The sequence below is a fragment of the Gordonia sp. p3-SID1431 genome (assembly GCF_025143765.1).
Lineage (GTDB): Bacteria > Actinomycetota > Actinomycetes > Mycobacteriales > Mycobacteriaceae > Gordonia > Gordonia hongkongensis.
The window spans coordinates 44,331-62,048 of sequence record NZ_JAMBDT010000014.1; the positions used below are offsets into that span (position 1 = coordinate 44,331).

At 68.3% G+C, this 17,718-nt stretch carries 14 protein-coding genes; 11 read left to right on the forward strand and 3 right to left on the reverse strand.

Annotated features, from left to right (window positions below):
- Positions 1-144 precede the first annotated feature (144 nt).
- Positions 145-1,860 carry a dihydroxy-acid dehydratase gene (gene ilvD / locus M4D77_RS05905; RefSeq protein ID WP_068972114.1) on the forward strand — a complete coding sequence of 572 codons (1,716 nt, stop codon included), beginning with the start codon at positions 145-147 and terminating at the stop codon, positions 1,858-1,860.
- Between the two features lie 129 nt (positions 1,861-1,989).
- A complete protein-coding gene (locus tag M4D77_RS05910; protein WP_137810943.1) occupies positions 1,990-2,256 on the forward strand; it encodes a lipopolysaccharide assembly protein LapA domain-containing protein in 267 nt (88 codons plus the stop codon).
- Positions 2,257-2,292: 36 nt separating this feature from the next.
- Here M4D77_RS05910 and M4D77_RS05915 read toward each other — a convergent pair whose 3' ends face one another.
- The 3 genes from M4D77_RS05915 to M4D77_RS05925 form a co-directional block, all read right to left on the reverse strand.
- Positions 2,293-3,654 carry a GPI inositol-deacylase gene (locus tag M4D77_RS05915; RefSeq protein WP_259935754.1) on the reverse strand — a complete coding sequence of 454 codons (1,362 nt, stop codon included), beginning with the start codon at positions 3,652-3,654 and terminating at the stop codon, positions 2,293-2,295.
- Between the two features lie 112 nt (positions 3,655-3,766).
- A complete protein-coding gene (locus M4D77_RS05920) occupies positions 3,767-4,414 on the reverse strand; it encodes a bifunctional 2-polyprenyl-6-hydroxyphenol methylase/3-demethylubiquinol 3-O-methyltransferase UbiG (RefSeq protein WP_259935755.1) in 648 nt (215 codons plus the stop codon).
- Positions 4,415-4,498: 84 nt separating this feature from the next.
- Positions 4,499-5,662: a MalY/PatB family protein gene (locus M4D77_RS05925; protein ID WP_259935756.1), complete on the reverse strand. Its 1,164-nt coding sequence runs from the start codon at positions 5,660-5,662 to the stop codon at positions 4,499-4,501.
- Between the two features lie 92 nt (positions 5,663-5,754).
- Between M4D77_RS05925 and M4D77_RS05930 the strand changes: the two genes are divergently transcribed.
- The 9 genes from M4D77_RS05930 to M4D77_RS05970 all read left to right on the forward strand — a co-directional run bounded on the left by M4D77_RS05930 (position 5,755) and on the right by M4D77_RS05970 (position 17,509).
- The gene (locus M4D77_RS05930) at positions 5,755-6,546 is read left to right on the forward strand and encodes an LLM class F420-dependent oxidoreductase (RefSeq protein ID WP_068972109.1); all 792 of its coding nucleotides are present in this window, start codon (positions 5,755-5,757) and stop codon (positions 6,544-6,546) included.
- Positions 6,547-6,639: 93 nt separating this feature from the next.
- On the forward strand, positions 6,640-8,682 hold the full coding sequence (locus M4D77_RS05935) for a TPM domain-containing protein (RefSeq protein WP_259935757.1): 2,043 nt from the start codon (positions 6,640-6,642) through the stop codon (positions 8,680-8,682).
- A gap of 256 nt (positions 8,683-8,938) precedes the next feature.
- Positions 8,939-11,032, forward strand: a complete 2,094-nt coding sequence (locus tag M4D77_RS05940) for a PhoX family phosphatase (protein ID WP_259935758.1) — start codon at positions 8,939-8,941, stop codon at positions 11,030-11,032.
- A gap of 260 nt (positions 11,033-11,292) precedes the next feature.
- Complete coding sequence (locus tag M4D77_RS05945; protein WP_259935759.1) at positions 11,293-12,096, forward strand: SDR family NAD(P)-dependent oxidoreductase; 804 nt, start codon at positions 11,293-11,295, stop codon at positions 12,094-12,096.
- A 79-nt stretch (positions 12,097-12,175) separates the two neighbouring features.
- Complete coding sequence (locus tag M4D77_RS05950; protein ID WP_065631111.1) at positions 12,176-13,303, forward strand: DUF5938 domain-containing protein; 1,128 nt, start codon at positions 12,176-12,178, stop codon at positions 13,301-13,303.
- Between the two features lie 7 nt (positions 13,304-13,310).
- A complete protein-coding gene (locus M4D77_RS05955; protein WP_159371713.1) occupies positions 13,311-14,840 on the forward strand; it encodes a long-chain fatty acid--CoA ligase in 1,530 nt (509 codons plus the stop codon).
- Positions 14,841-14,970: 130 nt separating this feature from the next.
- On the forward strand, positions 14,971-15,600 hold the full coding sequence (locus M4D77_RS05960) for a TetR/AcrR family transcriptional regulator (RefSeq protein WP_247450672.1): 630 nt from the start codon (positions 14,971-14,973) through the stop codon (positions 15,598-15,600).
- 91 nt (positions 15,601-15,691) lie between these two features.
- Entirely contained in the window at positions 15,692-16,165 is a 474-nt protein-coding gene (locus M4D77_RS05965) for a MarR family winged helix-turn-helix transcriptional regulator (protein ID WP_247450673.1), read from the forward strand.
- Between the two features lie 57 nt (positions 16,166-16,222).
- The gene (locus M4D77_RS05970) at positions 16,223-17,509 is read left to right on the forward strand and encodes an MFS transporter (protein WP_068972103.1); all 1,287 of its coding nucleotides are present in this window, start codon (positions 16,223-16,225) and stop codon (positions 17,507-17,509) included.
- Positions 17,510-17,718: the final 209 nt, after the last annotated feature.

The following is a 17,718-nucleotide window of genomic DNA, read 5'->3' on the forward strand; positions in this document are numbered from 1 at the left end:
CGAGCTGGACCTTAACCACTCCGGCGGGCACCGATCTGGTCACGAGCGCACGGTTCTGTGCTGTCCGCGCACGATCTGGTGACGCCGTCGCCGGGCATCGGGTGTTCCGACCGCTCGACGCCGAGGACCACTACTCTTGCCCTCATGACCAAGCGAACCGAACCGGACGCCGAGATCGACATCAAACCGCGTAGTCGCGACGTCACGGACGGCTTGGAGAAGACCGCGGCCCGCGGCATGCTCCGCGCGGTGGGCATGGGCGACGACGACTGGGTGAAACCGCAGATCGGCGTCGGGTCGTCGTGGAACGAGATCACGCCCTGCAACCTGTCGCTCGACCGGCTGGCCAAGGCGGTCAAAGAAGGCGTGCACGAGGGCGGCGGGTACCCGCTCGAGTTCGGCACCATCTCGGTCTCCGACGGCATCTCGATGGGTCACGAGGGCATGCACTTCTCGCTGGTGTCCCGCGAGGTGATCGCCGACAGCGTCGAAACCGTCATGAGCGCCGAGCGGCTCGACGGTTCGGTCCTGCTGGCCGGTTGTGACAAGTCCCTGCCCGGCATGCTGATGGCCGCCGCCCGACTCGACCTCGCGTCGGTGTTCCTCTACGCCGGGTCGACGCTGCCCGGATACGCAACGCTGTCGGACGGCAAAGAGCGTCAGGTGACCATCATCGACGCCTTCGAGGCGGTCGGAGCCTGCTCGCGCGGACTGATGAGCCGGGAGGACGTCGACACCATCGAACGCGCGATCTGCCCGGGTGAGGGTGCGTGCGGCGGCATGTACACCGCCAACACGATGGCCAGCGCGGCCGAGGCACTCGGGATGTCCATCCCGGGCAGTGCCGCACCCCCGGCCCCGGACAAGCGCCGCGACCAGTTCGCCCGCCAGAGCGGGGTCGCCGTCGTCGAGATGCTGCGCCGCGGGATCACCGCGCGCGACATCATGACCCGCGAGGCCTTCGAGAACGCGATCGCCGTGGTCATGGCGTTCGGCGGCTCGACCAATGCCGTCCTCCACCTCCTCGCCATCGCCAACGAGGCCGAGGTCGAACTGTCACTCGACGACTTCATCAGCGTCGGCAGCCGGGTTCCGCACCTCGCCGACGTCAAGCCGTTCGGCCGGCACGTGATGACCGACGTCGATCGCATCGGCGGTGTGCCGGTGGTGATGAAGGCACTCCTCGACGCGGGCCTCCTGCATGGCGACTGCCTGACGGTGACCGGATCGACGGTCGCGGAGAACCTGGCGCACATCGCGCCGCCGGACCCGGACGGCCAGGTCCTGCGGGCCACTAAGTCCCCCATCCATCCCACCGGCGGCATCACCATCCTCAAGGGATCGCTCGCACCGGAGGGCGCGGTGGTGAAGTCCGCCGGCTTCGACTCCGACGTCTTCGAGGGAACGGCACGGGTTTTCGACCGCGAACGCGCCGCGATGGACGCACTCGAGGACGGCACGATCACCGCCGGGGACGTCGTCGTCATCCGGTACGAAGGCCCGAAGGGCGGACCGGGCATGCGGGAGATGCTCGCGATCACCGGCGCCATCAAGGGCGCGGGTCTCGGCAAGGACGTGCTGTTGATGACCGACGGCCGATTCTCCGGCGGCACCACCGGTCTGTGCGTGGGTCACATCGCGCCGGAGGCCGTCGACGGCGGACCGATCGCACTGGTCCGCGACGGCGACCGCATTCGGCTCGACGTCGGCCGCGGTCTCCTCGACCTCCTCGTCGACGACGACGAACTCGCTTCGCGTGCACGGGAGTTCACTCCCCTGCCCCCGCGGTACACGCGCGGCGTGCTGGCGAAGTACTCCAAGCTCGTCACCTCGGCGTCGCAAGGGGCGGTCTGCCGCTGAGCGCTGTACCGGTCCCGCTGGACCCCTTGAACCCCGGTGCCGGCTCAGGTTGCGGTTTGTCCCGGATTGCGGGACGAATCGCAACCGGATCTCCGGTGACCGCCGTCGAATGCGCCTACAGTCTCTGGCATGGCCAAAGACCGTGGCACCCCGAAACCCGCGACCGGGAAATCGTCCGCGCTGTCGAAGGTGTCTTTGCCGCAATGGATTGCGCTCGGACTGACCGTTCTCGCGGTGGTCTTCATCGTGCAGAACCGGACCACGGTGCGCATCGACCTGTTCTGGGTGAGTGTCGAATCTCCGCTGTGGTTCATCCTGGCCGTGGTCTTTCTCGTCGGATGGGTCGTCGGCGTACTCGCCGCGCGCGGCCGTTACCGGCAGCGCCGTCCGCACTGAGTTCGACGCCGCTTCGTCGGCGAAACCCGCCCGGTCTCACGACGATCGCCCGGGCGGCAGCTCCATTCGCGGGATGAGGTGGCCGAGCAGCCACTCGTAGATCGCGTCGTTGTTCAGCAGGGTGAAATGGTGTGCGTTGCCGATGTGGAACCCCTCCTGGAACTTCAGCCCGCGACGCTGCCGCGTGTGCTGCCCGCGCCCACTCGGCGCGAGCACCAGGCCGTCACCGAGCAGACGCCCGACCGGGTGGTCGGGGTCGCGGGTGATCGTCGCGGTGACGAAGAGATGGCGAGCGCCCGCCAGCAGCGGCACGTCGGCGCCGGGCGGCTGTGACCACGCGTCCGGGTCGTGACCTATCCAGTCGTCGTCGGTCAGGCTGCCGTGGAACAGGTCTCGCACCCCGGCGCTGCGACGACGCAGCAATGAGCCGATCGGGCGGGTGACCGGCGTCCGGTTCAGCGCATTCGTGGCCAGGTGGACACCGCGAGCGAGTGGAGCCCCGAGGTGCGGCGTGCCGAGGCACACCGTCTCCGACACGAGGCCGGTCCAGTAGTCGCCGCGCTGATCGGCTGCGTGGCAAGCACTTCGGACGACCAGCCCACCCATCGAATGCCCGATGAGGGTCAGTCGTGTCACCGGCGTCGGCCAGAGCAGGACGAGTGCGTCGAGAAGGTCGGCGAGGGCGCGGCCGTTCTCGCTGATGTGGCGACCGGTGTTGTAGCGGACCTGGACCTCGGTGGCGCCGATGTCGTGGGTCAGCCGCTCGCCGTATGTGGGTCGCCGGGCGCCGGGAGCGGAGCGAGCGGGCCCAGTTCGCCGGGCGCCGGGAGCGGAGCGAGCGGGCCCAGTTCGCCGGGCGCCGGGAGCGGAGCGAGCGGGCCCAGTCTGCTTCGAGCCGAGCGACCACGCGAACTCCGACTCCATCAGGCCGTGCAGGAACACGACGACGTGTCCACCCGTGTCGGGGAAGCCATCGCGGAGGGACTCTGCGTCGAGGGAGACCGGCCGGCCGTCGACGCGGATCGACATGTCGGCCGTAAGGGGCGAGTGCACGGTTTCCAGTTCATCGCCGATGAGACCGTTGAGGATGCCGAGGAGCACCGCGCCTCGAGGGGTGTGCGAGGGCGCGCGGCCCTCCGACCAGGGCACATGGTCCGCCGCCGTCCTACCGGCGTCGAGCGCCGCGGTGATCGAGTTGTACGTCCCCTCGCTGACGGCGTCATGCACCATCCGCGCGGTGTCGACGGAACTCCCCAGGACAGGCCGGAGCATTCGGAAGACGCCCCCGGCGATGACGCGGTGCATCGCTCCGACGCCGCGCGTCGCAGCGCCGGCCTCGTACAGCCCGAGATCGGTGAGCGCCCGCAGCTCGGACTCACGCGTGGTCGTGGCGGTCATGCCCCGAGTGTACAGATGTGCACTGAATTGCGGACCGTCCGATCACAATCGCCGGGCAACGCAGATCCGATTGCGTTTTGTCCCGGCTACCGGGACAAAACGCAACGGGATCTCAGGCGGCCAGTCTCCGCGCCCGGAACACCACGTCGTGGGTGTGGTGGCCGCCTCCCGCGGCCTTGCCGCGTTCCCGCGTCTCGTCGGTGACGATCTCCCAACCGTCGCCGAGCAAGGCCGCGAAGTCCTTGGGCTGCACATAGACATCAGGGTCGAAGCCATGTGCACGCACACCCTCGGGGGCGTGTGCCACGACGAGCAGGGACCCGCCGGGGCCGACGGCTTCGACCAGCCGCCGCGCGGCGTCCAAACCCTCCTTCGGGATCGGAAAGTAGTGCAGCGTCACGAGGTCGACGCCGGCCGCCGGCACGTCCTCGGCGATCACGTCGGCACGCAACCACGTGATCGACGGCCGCGGGTCGATCTCACGGGCCCGATCCACCGCGACCTGCGAGATGTCGAGGGCCGTGACCTGCCATCCGCGGTCGGCGAGCCATCGGGCGTCGGCCCCCTCGCCCGACCCGACGTCGAGCGCAGTGCCCGGCTCGATGTCCGACACCTCGGCGACGAGCGCAGGGTTGACGTCGGAGGTCCACAAACGGTCCGCGCTGCGGTACCGCTCGTCCCAGCCTTCGGCGGTTCCCGGATCGTTGCTCCCCCGGGACTCGGTGGCGGCCTCGGGGCGGTGGCTGTTCTCGGTTGTCATGCCTTCGACTCTGGCACGCACCGTCGTGAGCGGCAAGGACGGTTGCCGATCCGGCAAGAAGTTATGGTGGAGGGAGACCCCGGGTCAGTGCACCACGCCCGCGATCCGCCGGATGGCCTCGGTGAGCACGTCGGCGGAGCAAGCGACGTTGAGTCGAACGAAACCGGCACCCGGATTCCCGAAGGCGTGTCCGTAATGCAGGGCGACGCGGGCTTTGTCGAGAATGACGAGCCCGGGGTCGTCGCCCAGCCCGGTCTCGCGGAAGTCGAGCCAGGCGAGATACGACGCCTCCGGCCGCGTGTATCGAACCGTCGGAAGATGCTGCGCGAGCAGCTGTTCGAGGAGATCGAAGCTCTCCCCGATGACCTCGAGGGTGGCGTCGAGCCACTCGTCACCGTGCGCCAATGCCGCTTCGGCCGCAGCGCGGCCCAGAATGCTCGTGCGATAGCGCACCTCGTCGGGTTGCCGCGCGATCAGAGCCCGGCCCCGATCCGACGCGACAACCGTGAGCGCGCACTTGGCACCGGCGAGATTGAAGGCCTTGCTCGCCGAATGTGCGGCCACGCCGACGTCACGCGCCGTGTCGCTCACCGTGAGGAACGGGACGAACTCCACGCCGGGGTGGACCAGCGGCGCATGGATCTCGTCACTGACAACGGTCGCGCCGTGTGCCGCGGCCAAGTCGGCCAGTCGCGCGAGGTCGGTGGCGTCGTGGACGAGACCGAGCGGATTGTGCGGGTGACACAGTAGAACCGCGCGGGCCCCGGCGGCGAGGGCGCGTTCGATGCCCGCCAGATCCATCCGCCAGGCCGTCGACGACGACCCGCGTTCCTCGAGGAGGGGCACCTCGACGACGCGACCACCGGCCTCCGGGATGAGTTCGAAGAACGGCGGATAGACCGGGGGCATCAGCACGACACCGTCGCCGGGACTGATCGCGACGCGCAGACTCTCGACGATGACGACGCTCACGTCGGTCGTCGAGCTGACGTCAGCCGGATCCACCCGCCAACCCCACCGACGGTCGGCGAACCCGGCGAAGGCCTCGCCTGCGGAGCCCGAGGTCGCCGCGTAACCGATGTCGGACGCACGTACCCGGTCGATGATGGCGTCGGCGACCACCGGTGCGAGCGGATAGTCCATCTCCGCGATGAACAGCGGTAGTACGTCGTCGGGGTGCGTGCTCCACTTCGCGCTCGTACGACGGCGTAGTTCGTCGAGCGGCGGCGCGACCGGTCTGATGCTCACCGCTACTTCGTACCGCCGATGTCGACGCGGCACCAAGAGTGCGGCCACCACGTCCGTCGACGATTCCGCCGTCAGCGGGCAGACTGGTCGGCATGGCCTTCCCCATTCGCATCGGTGTCCAGATCCAGCCCCAGCACGCACCCGAGTACTCGCTGATCCGGGACGCGGTCCGCCGCGCCGAGGACACGGGCGTCGACATCGCGTTCAACTGGGATCACTTCTATCCGCTCTACGGCGCTCCCGAGGGCGAGCACTTCGAGTGCTGGACGATGCTCGGCGCCTGGGCCGAGCAGACCTCTCGGGTGGAGATCGGCGCGCTCGTGACCTGCAACTCGTACCGGAATCCGGAGTTGCTCGCCGACATGGCCCGCACCGTCGACCACATCAGCAACGGCCGTCTGATCCTGGGCGTCGGAGCCGGCTGGTTCCAGAAGGACTACGACGAGTACGGCTACGACTTCGGCACCGTCGGTTCCCGGTTGAACGATTTCGGTGCCGCCCTCCCGCGGATCAAGTCGCGGCTGGCGAAGCTCAATCCGGCTCCCACCCGCGACATCCCGATCCTCATCGGCGGCAGCGGCGAGAAGAAGACGCTGCGCTACATCGCCGAGCACGGCGACGTCTGGCACGGCTTCAACGACGTCGAGCAGTACCGGCACAAGTCCAAGGTGCTGGCCGAGCACTGCGCCGCCGTGGGTCGAGACCCCGAGACCATCGAGCGGTCGTCGGGCGTGCAGTTCGACGGGGACACCGACGCGCTGCTGCGCGATGCCGATGCACTCGCCGACGAGGGCGTCACGCTGCTGACCGTCGGCGTCACCGGCCCCGACTACGACCTCACCGCACTCGAGGCGCTGTGCCGGTGGCGCGACTCGCGGAACTGACCGCGTAGCACCCGGGCGCACCCGCGCCCGGGTGCCGACACTCTCCCGAAGGCGTCGACGACACCGCACGCCCGCACGGCTAGGTTTGTGATCATGCATCGAGTGCCGGCACTTCGGGAACTGCTGACACGCGCGGCTTCGGCGGTCGCGCTGACGGGACTGCTGGGCGTCCTCATGGCCCTGGCCTCCCCGGGTGCCGCGTCGGCGGAGCCGCCCACCCGGCTGCCGAACTACGTCGTCGACTCCGCCGACGCGATCTCCCCGGCGCAGCGCACCCAGCTCGAGACGGCCATCGATTCGCTCTACAACGCCCACGCGGTCCAGATGTGGATCGTGTATGTCCGCAATTTCGACGGTCTGACCAGCGAGGAATGGGCGGATCGGACCGCTGCCGCCAGCGAGCTGGGTGACCATGACGCCCTGCTCGCCGTCGCCACCGAGGACCGGGCGTACCGGTTCTTCGCACCCGACAGCGTGGGCGGCCTCGATCAATCGACACTCGAAGAAGTCGCGAACGACGACGTCGTCCCGCAGTTGCGCGACGAGAACTGGGCAAGTGCGGGCCTGGCGGCGGTCAACGGACTGTCCGGCGCACTCGATCCGAACCACACCGGCCTGATCGCAGCCGGCGTCGTCGGCGGCGTGGCCGTCCTCGGCGGCGGCGGCGCGTACCTCTACTCCCGACGCCGCAGGCAGCGTCGTATCGACGACAGCGTCGAGACCCTGCGCGAGCAGGAACTGACCGTCGACCAGTTGGCCGCGCAACCCGTCGAGGTGCTCGACCCGTGGTCGCGTGAGGTGCTCACCGACCTCGACAACGCCATCCGTACCAGCAAGGAGGAGCTGCAGCTGGCGGTCGGCGAGTTCGGTGAGGCCGAGACGGCTCCGTTCACCGACACCGTGCGGCACGCCGAGCAGGCGCTCGGACGGGCGTTCGCGCTGCGCCAGCGTCTCGATGACAACGTTCCCGAGACCGACGACGAACGACGCTCGATGCTCGTCCAGATCATCACCACCTGCACCGAGATCGACAGCACACTGGACGACCACGTCGAGAACTTCGACGCGATGCGCAACCTCCTCATCAATGCGGACTCGCGATTCGACTCCATCACCCAGCAACTCATCGGTCTACGTGCCCGTCTGGAGACGGCGTCGCAGCAGCTGACCGAGCTCATCGGCAAGCACGGCGAGGCCACGTTGACCTCCATCCTCGACAACGTCGATCTCGCCCGAGCCCAGATCGACTTCGCCGAGGCGACCGCGGATCAGGGGCGCGCCGCCATCGCCGCACCGGTGGGTCAGCAGGGACCGGCCGTCGCTGCGATCCGCTCGGCCGAGGGATCGATCGAGCAGGCGACCACGCTGCTCGACGCCATCGATCATGCAGACGCGAACATCGCCGTCGCCCGCTCGCGGATGCCGGCGCTCATCGCCGAGGTGGACGACGAACTGGCCGAGGCCACCGCGCTGGCACAGACCGGCGGGACCTCGCTGGTGACTGCGATCGAGGTCGCGAGCGCCGCGGTCGCGAATGCCCGCGGCAACTTCGACGCCGATCCGCTGGGTACCTTCACGGCGCTCGTCGACGCCGATGCCGATCTCGACGACGCACTCGCCGCGGCCCGGGACGCCGCGGCCGAGCGCATCCGTCGTGCACAGGTCCTCACCGCGGCACTCGAATCGGCCGAGGCCAAGGTGACGGCGGCGGCCGACTTCATCGGCACCCGCCGCGGGGCCGTGCAGTCCACGGCACGTACCCGACTGGCGGAGGCGCAGCGGCTTCTGCAGTCCGCGACGGACGCCGCTGCCACCGATGCACCGGTGGCGACCGCGACCGCACGTCGCGCCGGTTCCCTGGCCGACCAGGCGCTCATGGCCGCTCAGACCGACGTCGTCGACTGGCAGTCGCAGCAGCGACATCCGGGCGGCTCGTCCACCGCCGGTGCGGTCCTCGGCGGAATCCTCGTCGACAGCTTCCTACGCGGCACCGTCGCGGGACGCGGGGGCGGCTTCGGTGGCGGCGGCTTCGGCGGCGGTTTCGGTGGGGGCGGCTTCGGGAGCGGCGGACGCAGCCCCGGTTCCTTCGGCGGCTCCGGGTCGTCGGGCCGGATCGGAACCGGCGGGCGCTTTTAGGCCCCGGCGCCGGGAGCGCAGCGAGCGGGCCGGATCGACACGGCGCCGGGAGCGCAGCGAGCGGGCCAGATCAGCACGGCGCCGGGAGCGCAGCGAGCGGGCCGAATAGCACGACCGCGTGATGTTCCACGTGGAACCAACAGGGGTGTTGGGTTGCCGTTAACGCTCGGGTAGCCATCGGTTCGTTTCATCCTCCTAACGTGCTCCTCGTCGTGCGCCGGCCCCGTGGCGCGACCATGTTTTCAGAGGAGCCCGTGTGCGTATTCCGTTGCAGCTGTTCATGTCCACCGGCGAGGATGCCGGACGTTCGTCCCGCGCCTACGTGACATGCCGCTACAAGTGCGGCGACGCGTGCCGCCACGATCCCGGGAACACCAGCGACAACAACTACTTCCGGGACATCGTCCGCACCGCGGTCTCGCGTCGAAGCGTTCTCAAGACCTCGGCCGGTGCAGCGGTGGCCGTCGGTGCGACCTCGCTCCTCGCGGCGTGCGGTGACTCCGGGTCGTCGGAGTCGGCCTCGTCGTCGAGCGGTGCGACATCCGGAGATGCGATGCCGGGCATGAACTTCGCCGCCGTCGCGCCGAACACGGAGGACGCCGTGGTGATCCCGGACGGGTACCGCCAGGAGGTGGTGATCAGGTGGGGCGACCCGATCCTGCCCGGCGCTCCCGAGTTCGACTTCGCCAAGCAGACACCCGAGGCGCAGGCCGGGCAGTTCGGCTTCAACAACGACTTCGCCGGCCTGATCCCGGTCGACGGCGTCGCCGATCACCACTACCTGGTCGCCAACCTGGAGTATCCGACCGAGCCCTTCATGTTCGCCGGCTACAAGGAAGGCGAACCCACCGAGCAGCAGGCCCGCATCGCCATGGCGTCGGTCGGCATCGCGGTCGTCGAGGTCGCCGCGCAATCCGGCAGCGGAGCTCTCAAACCCGTTGTGGGCCCGCGGAACCGACGTCTGACCGCGTCTAGCCCCTTCCGCCTCACCGGCCCGGCCGCGGGCAGCGAGTTCGTCAAGACGGCCGCGGACCCGGCGGGCACCACTGTCCTGGGCACCTTCGCCAACTGTTCCGGAGGTCTCACCCCGTGGGGCACGATGCTCTCCGGCGAAGAGAACTTCAACAACTACTTCGCGAACCCGAGCACCATCACCGATGCCAAGGCCAAGGAGCGGCTCGAGCGCTACTCCTTCGAGGACGACGGCGACGAGCACTACTGGGGACGGTTCGACAAGCGCTTCGACCTGGCGGTCGAGCCGAACGAGGGGAATCGCTTCGGTTACATCGTCGAGGTGGATCCGCACGACCCGAATTCCGTTCCGGTGAAGCACAGTTCGATGGGCCGGTTCAAGCACGAATCGGCGAACATCTACGTGGTCGGGAGCGGGCCGGACAAGGACACCGTCGTCGCCTACAGCGGTGACGACGAGAGGTTCGAGTACATCTACAAGTTCGTCTCCAGCCGCAAGATGAAGTCCGGCCTGTCGAAGACGGCCCGCGACCACAACATGGGCATCCTCGACGAAGGCACGCTCTACGTCGCCACCTTCACCGGGGACTCCCCCGACCCGGTGGACGGCACCGGAACCCCGCCCGCCTCAGGAAAATTCGCCGGGAAGGGGTCCTGGAAGCCGTTGCTGACGGTCAATGCCGACGGTTCGGCACGCTCGTACATCCGCGGCATGTCCCCCGCCGAGGTCGCGGTGTTCACCCGGCAGGCCGCCGACACCGTCGGCGCGACCAAGATGGACCGGCCCGAGGACATCGAACCGAATCCGAAGTCCGGCAAGGTCTACTGCGCGCTGACGAACAACGATGATCGCGGCACCGATGGAGAAGCGCCTGCCGATGCGGTGAACCCCCGCAACGAGAACAAGAACGGTCAGGTCCTCGAGATGACCGACGACCACACCGGCACCGAGTTCACCTGGGAACTCCTGCTGGTGTGCGGCGACCCGGCTGCTGCCGACACCTACTACGGCGGGTTCGACAAGACCAAGGTCAGTCCGATCTCCTGCCCCGACAACGTCGCGTTCGATCCCCATGGCAATCTGTGGATCTCCACGGACGGCAACGCACTCGACAGCAACGACGGGTTGTTCGCGGTCGCCCTGGACGGCGATCGACGCGGGGAGACCAAGCAGTTCCTGACCGTGCCCAAGGGTGGCGAGACCTGCGGCCCGATCATCGACACCAATCGTGTCCTGATCGCGGTTCAGCATCCCGGCGAACTCGACGACCACTCCGCGGACAACCCGGCGTCGCACTGGCCCGACGGCGGACAATCGCAGCCCCGGCCCTCCGTCGTCGCCGTGTGGCGGGACAACGGAGGCGAGATCGGCGTCTGACCACACCTCGTTATCCGAGCACCCTCGAGTCCTGGCCACTGCCGCCCGGCTCGGGGGTGTTCGCATCTCCCACCAGGACTGTCCAGCGGCACCGAGCCGTTGACCTGGATCTTTCGTGGCCCGCACCCCGATCGTGACAGTCGTCAAGGTTTTTCTTGACGAGTGTCAAGACTCAGGCTTAGTGTGGCGTGCAGCACATGTCGCCTCGACTGTGTCTTGCTTCTCCGCCTCGGCCGAGGCGGTCTCACGGAGGTGGAACGATGACGAGTTATGACCTGACCGGGCGGACGGCACTGGTCACCGGTGGCGCGCAGGGCCTCGGTGCCGGGATGGCCGAGGCGCTCGCCGCAGCCGGCGCGTCCGTCGCGATCGGCGACGTGAACTCCGACGGCGGTCGGCAGACGGTCGAAACGCTTCGGGCACAAGGCGCGAAGGCCGAGTTCGTCGCGCTCGACGTGACCGACGACGCGGCCTGGGAGTCGGCCGTGGCGTCGACCGTCGAGTCGCTGGGCGGGCTCGACATCGTCGTGAACAACGCCGGAATCGAGGTGACGAACCTCCTGGTCGATCTCGACGCCGCAGAGGCGTCGAAGATGCTCGACGTCAACGTGCTCGGTACCGCACTCGGCATCAAGCACGCGTTCCGCGCGATGCGTCCCGGCGGCATCGCAGGCAGGGGCGGAGCCGTCGTGAACATCGCATCCGTCGCTGCGACAATCGCTTTCCCCGGCATCAGCGTCTACTCCGCGACGAAGTCGGGTATCGACCGCCTCACCCGGGTGGCGGCCGCCGAATCCGGCAAGCTCGGCTACGGAGTGCGCGTCAACTCGATCTATCCCGCACTCACCCCGACCGCGATGGGCAACAAGCTCGCCGTCGAGACCGCGGCCCTGGGGCTGTTCGAATCCCCGGAGGCGGCTGCCCAGGCGGTCGCCGAACTGACGCCGCTGGGCCGGCTCGGTCAGGTCGACGACATGGCCGACGCCGTGGTCTTCCTCGTCTCCGACGCCGCGAAGTTCATCACCGGCGCGGGCCTCCCGGTCGACGGCGGCATGGGGATGTGATCCCGCCGACGTCCACCGCCGCAACGCTTTTCCCGAACACCCGCATCGAACACCCGAACCAGACACGAGGAGTCCCACCATGCCCACCGACAAACGCGTCGTCGTCTACGGAGCGTCCGGATACACCGGCCGACTGATCTGTGAGTACCTGCGCGAGTACAACATTCCGTTCCTGGCCGCGGGCCGCGACCACGCCCGGCTGAAGAGCGCCGTCGAGGCGGTGCCGGGCATCGACACGGTCGCGTACGACATCGTCGAGGTCGAGCACACGGTCGAGGCGCTGACCGAGGCCTTCCGCGGCGCCGACGTCGTACTGAACACGGTCGGGCCGTTCGCCCGCTACGGTCACGAGGTCGTCCAGGCGTGCCTGGAGATCGGGGCCCACTACACCGACACCAACGGTGAACAGAACTGGATGATCGATGCCGAGGCGCAGTACGGAGCCGAATTCGCTTCTCGCGAACTGGTCTTGACGCCGGGCCTGGCGCAGATGTACTCGATCGGCGAGATCGCCGCGAACATCTGCCTGGAGAACCCCGGACTGGACACCCTCGACATCCAGGTGTTCTGGAAGGGCCACCCGACCGTCGCGTCGACCAACACGATCCTCACCAATGCGGCATTCGCGAAGGCGTACTACCTCGAGGAGAACGAGTACGTCGAATGGCCGGCGGACGCGGGTCTGTACACGGTCAGCGTGCCCGGCCAGCACGACCTCGGTCTCGCTCTGCCCTGGGGCGGTACATCACACCCGGTGTGGTTCAAGAACGACCCGCGCGTGGCCACCGCAAAGGCACTCGGCGGCGTCTTCAACCGGCCACTGATGCAGGGCGTTCCGGTTCTGGTGGCCGCCGCGCTCGAACAGATGGAGGGCAAGTCCGAGGAGGAGAAGTACCGGATCATCGACGAGCAGTCGGCCGCCATCCGCAGCGAGATGCCCCCGCGTGAGAACCCGCGCCTGAACACCTCGCTGGACTCGGTGTACGCCTCCGGTCCGCTCGGCCGCGCGCACTGCGTGATCCACGGCAACTCCAACTACAAGCAGACCGCCCTGCTCAACGCGCACGCCGCGAACGAACTCCTCCAGGCCCGCCCCCGCCGTGTCGGCTTCGTCTCGAGCTGCCAGGCGTTCGGCCATCGCGAATTGCTCGGCACCCTACGCGCTTTCGGTCTGGTCCTGGACCCGATCGTCACCGTGCACCGCTGAGGACGACATGCGACTCTCGGAGTACCTCGACAAGGGCGCCTCGCTGGGGCGCGACGCGCCGTGCCTCACCGCCGGCGGGGTCACCTCGACCTACGGCGAGGTCCAGGATCGGTCCACCGCCATCGCGGGTGCATTGCAGCACAACGGGATCGAGGCCGGTGACCGGGTCGCCGTCCTCTCGGCCAACGATCCGCTGGCCCTGACATGCGTCTTCGGCATCTCGCGTGCGGGTGCTGTGTGGTGCCCGGTCAATCCGCGCAACGAGGCCGAGGAGAACCGACAGCTGTTCGATCTCTTCGGGTGTCGGCTGCTGTTCTTCCAGGCGAAGTTCACCGGCCTGATCGAGAAGATCAAAGATCAGCTCCCGCAATTGGACCGGATGATCTGTCTGGACGGCGACGTCGACTGGGCGAGGCCGTTCGACGGCTGGCTCGACGAACATCGGGCCGAGCCGGACGAACGCCGACGACCAGATGGCGGTCTGTGCATGCTCGCCGGTACCGGCGGGACGACCGGCCGACCGAAGGGGGTGCGACTCACCGAGGACAACATGATGACCTCGACGGCACTGGCGTTGATGAGCTACCCGTTCGGTGAGCGCCCCCGGTACCTGGCGCTCGCCCCGCTGACCCACTCGGCGGGGGTGCTGACGTTCCCCATCCTCAGCCTCGGCGGGGAGGTCGTGATCATGCCGGCACCTGACATCGGGGACTTCCTGGCGCTGATCGAGCGGCATCGAATCACCCACGCCTTCCTCCCGCCGACGGTGATCTACGGGGTGCTCGACCATCCCGACCTCGACAGTCGGGATGTGAGCTCGCTGCGATGTCTGTGGTACGGCGCGGCGCCGATGTCGCCCACGCGGCTGGAAGAAGCACTGACGCGTATCGGACCGGTGCTCGGCCAGTTGTTCGGGCAGACGGAGGCGCCGAACATGATCGCCACCCTCGCGCCCGCCGAGCACTTCCATGACGACGGGTCGATGGCCACCGAGCGGTTCGGATCGGCCGGGCGGCCGACACCGCTGACCACGGTCGCGATCATGGCCGAGGACGGGTCGCTGCTGAGTCGCGGCGAGCGCGGGGAGATCGTCGTCCGGGGACCGCTCGTGATGGACGGGTATCACGAGAACCCCACGGCCACCGCCGAAGTGAGCGCGCACGGCTGGCATCACACCGGCGACATCGGCTACCTCGACGACGACGGCTACCTCTTCGTCGTCGACCGCGCCAAGGACATGATCATCACCGGCGGGTTCAACGTGTACTCGGCCGAGGTGGAACAGGCGTTGCTGGCCCATCCGGCGGTGAAGGACTCGGCCGTCATCGGGCTGCCTGATCCCAAATGGGGCGAACGCGTGACGGCCGCCGTCGAACTGCGTGCGGGGCACGACGCCGACACCGAGGAGCTCATCGCCTTCGTCAAGGAACGGATCGGCAGCGTCAAGGCGCCGAAGGAGATCGAGATCTGGACCGAGCTGCCGCGGTCCAAGATCGGCAAGATCCTGAAGACCGAGGTCCGGGGCGCATTCAGCTGACCGGATCGAGGCCTCACCCGGTGCCCGCCCGGCTGGCGCCGACAAGCGTCGAACTCGGCCGGGTGGGTACACTCGGGTCTCGAACTCCATCACTCCCCGAGCAAGGGAATCCCCCGGCAAGGACCGCGAGATGACACAGGTCGTCGACCGACAGGCCCGCATCGAGGCCCGCGCACGAGACAAGTTCCAGGCCAAGCGCGACGAGCTGGCCATGGCGACTCTGACGACGCTGGCCGAACTCGGGTACGCGCGGACGAGCCTGCGCGAGATCGCGCAGAACTCCGAGTACTCGCACGGCGTGTTGCACTACTACTTCACCGACAAGCTCGACCTCATCGCCCACGCGGTCCGGCAGTACGAGGCCGTCTGCGTCACCCGCTATGACGAGGTCGTGGCCCAGGCGGTGACCGCGGACCAGTTGCGCGACGAGTTCGCCGACACCTTCTTCGCAGGCATGCACTCCGAGGCAGCCATTCATCGGCTCTGGTACGACCTGCGCAACCAGAGCATGTTCGACGACTCCTTCCGCGCGGACGTGATCGAGATCGAGCGCCGGCGCGAAGAGATGATCTGGCGTGTGGTGGAGAGATTCTGCGAGTTGTCGGGGACGCAGCCCGCGGTGACACCGGCGGTCGCCTACATCGCGCTCGACGGCATCTTCCAGCGCGGACTGCTCAGCGAGATCGACGGCCGGCCCGACGGCGTCGCGACCGCCCGCGAGGACCTGATCGCCTTCTTCGGAGTCGTGGGGCACCACTGACCGTCTGAACGAGTCGAGTCGCAGATGCGTGCGCAGCGTCACAGCCTTCCGCCCTAATACTTCGAATCCCTAAGTATTAGACTCTCTAAACGTGTCCGCTTCCGACCCCGCCCAGCTCGCCCAGACCCTGCGGCCGACGATCACCAGGCTCTACCTGGCCCTTCGTCGTCGCGCACCGTCGGTCGAGCTGACCGCGGCGCAGACGTCTGCCCTGAGCGTCCTCGCCGATCACGGGCCGATGCGGATGGGTGTATTCGCCACCCGCGAATCCATCCGCATGCCGACAGCGACGTCGGTGATCGACGGACTCACCAAGCACGACCTGGTCGAACGCAGACCTGATCCAGACGACCGCCGAGCCGTGCTCGTCGGCCTCACCGACCACGGGCGCACCCTCGTGCGGCAGATCCGCGAGGAGCGGGACGTCATCCTGACCGGTGCGCTCGCCGCACTCGACGATCAGCAGCGCGAAGCCATCGCCGCGGCCGGACCGGCCCTGCAGGCCCTGCGCGACCATCTCGACAATCACCCGGTATCGCACCCCGCCCGCCCGGCGAGTGCGTGAGCGGCCCGGTCGGGGTTCGACACCGCCGGCCGTCCGCCTGATCTGGCAGAGGAATTCATGACCGTCACCGAACACACCCCGGGCGACACCGCCGCGGTGGCGCGCGACACCACCGCAACCGAACCGTCGATGCTCGCCTCTCTGCGCGCCCAACCGCGCGCGGTGTGGATCACCGCCTTCGCCGCCGTCATCGCCTTCATGGGCATCGGCCTCGTCGATCCGATCCTGCACAGCATCGCCGAAGCGCTGAACGCCCCACCGGAGAAGCTCACGCTCCTGTTCGGTGTCTACGTCGGCGTCCAGTGCGTCGCGATGCTGCTGACCGGTTGGGCCGCATACCGTTTCGGGCCGCGACGCACACTCACCGTCGGGCTGGGACTCATCGTCGTCGCAGCCGGCGTCTCGGCCTTCGCCGACAACATCGACCAGCTCATCGCCTACCGGGTGATCTGGGGTCTCGGCAACGCACTGTTCCTCGCCACCGCACTGGCTTTCATCGTCCAATCGGCGGTGGGCAACCGCAACAGCGCCATCATGATGTACGAGGCCGCCCTGGGCATCGGGCTGGCCGTCGGACCGCTCCTGGGTGCGACGCTCGGTGAATGGACTTGGCGCGCACCGTTTGCCGGTACCGCCCTGCTGATGCTGGCCGGAGCCATCCTGTGCGCGTTCATGCTTCCCGCCGACGGCCCCCGGTCCGAACGAGTGCGGGTCCGGATCGTCGACCCGATCAAGGTCCTGCGCAACCGCACCCTGTTCGTCACGTCCGTCGGTTCCGCCTTCTACACGGGCGCCCTCTTCACCGTGATCGCCTGGGCGCCGATCGCGATGGGCCTGCGACCCATCTACGCCGGACTCGTCTTCTTCGGCTGGGGTCTACTCACCGCGGTCGCCGGAGTCTTCGTCGCGCCGCTGCTCGCTCGGGTCGTCGGTGAGAAGGCCGGTGTCATGGTTGCCATCTCGACATACGGACTTGTCATGGTGCTGGCCGGGATCGGCACGTTCACCGGACAGATCTGGCTGATCGGCCTGGCCGTCATCCTCTCCGGCTTCCCCTCGGGCGTGCTCAACACCCTCTTCACCGACGTCGCGATGTCGGCCGTCGGCGGCGACACCCCGCGCTCGGTCTCGAGTGCCGGGTTCAGCTTCCTCCGCTGGATGGGCGCCGCGATCGCGGCCGTGCTCGTCGCGTACCTCGCGAAGTGGACCGGTTCGGAGGCGACACCGTGGTGGTTCGCCACCGGATACTGCGTCGTCGCCCTCGGCGCGGTATCGCTGGCCAAGGTCGCCCACGACCACAAGGTCGCCGACGATGCCGCTCTCATCGGCGCCGAGGAGTTCTGAGGTTCGCGCACACGCGGCTTCACGCTCCCTGAGCACAGGCGCAAGGAGCACGGCCCCCTCCCGCTCCCCGAGGTGCGACGAGCGCGACGCCTCCGCTCCCTGAGGAGCGGCCGGACGGCCGTCGTGGACCACCGAGCGAACACTCCTGGGCGCCCGAATTCTATGCTCCCTGAGGTGCGAGCGAAGCGAGCCACGAAGGGCCACGCAAC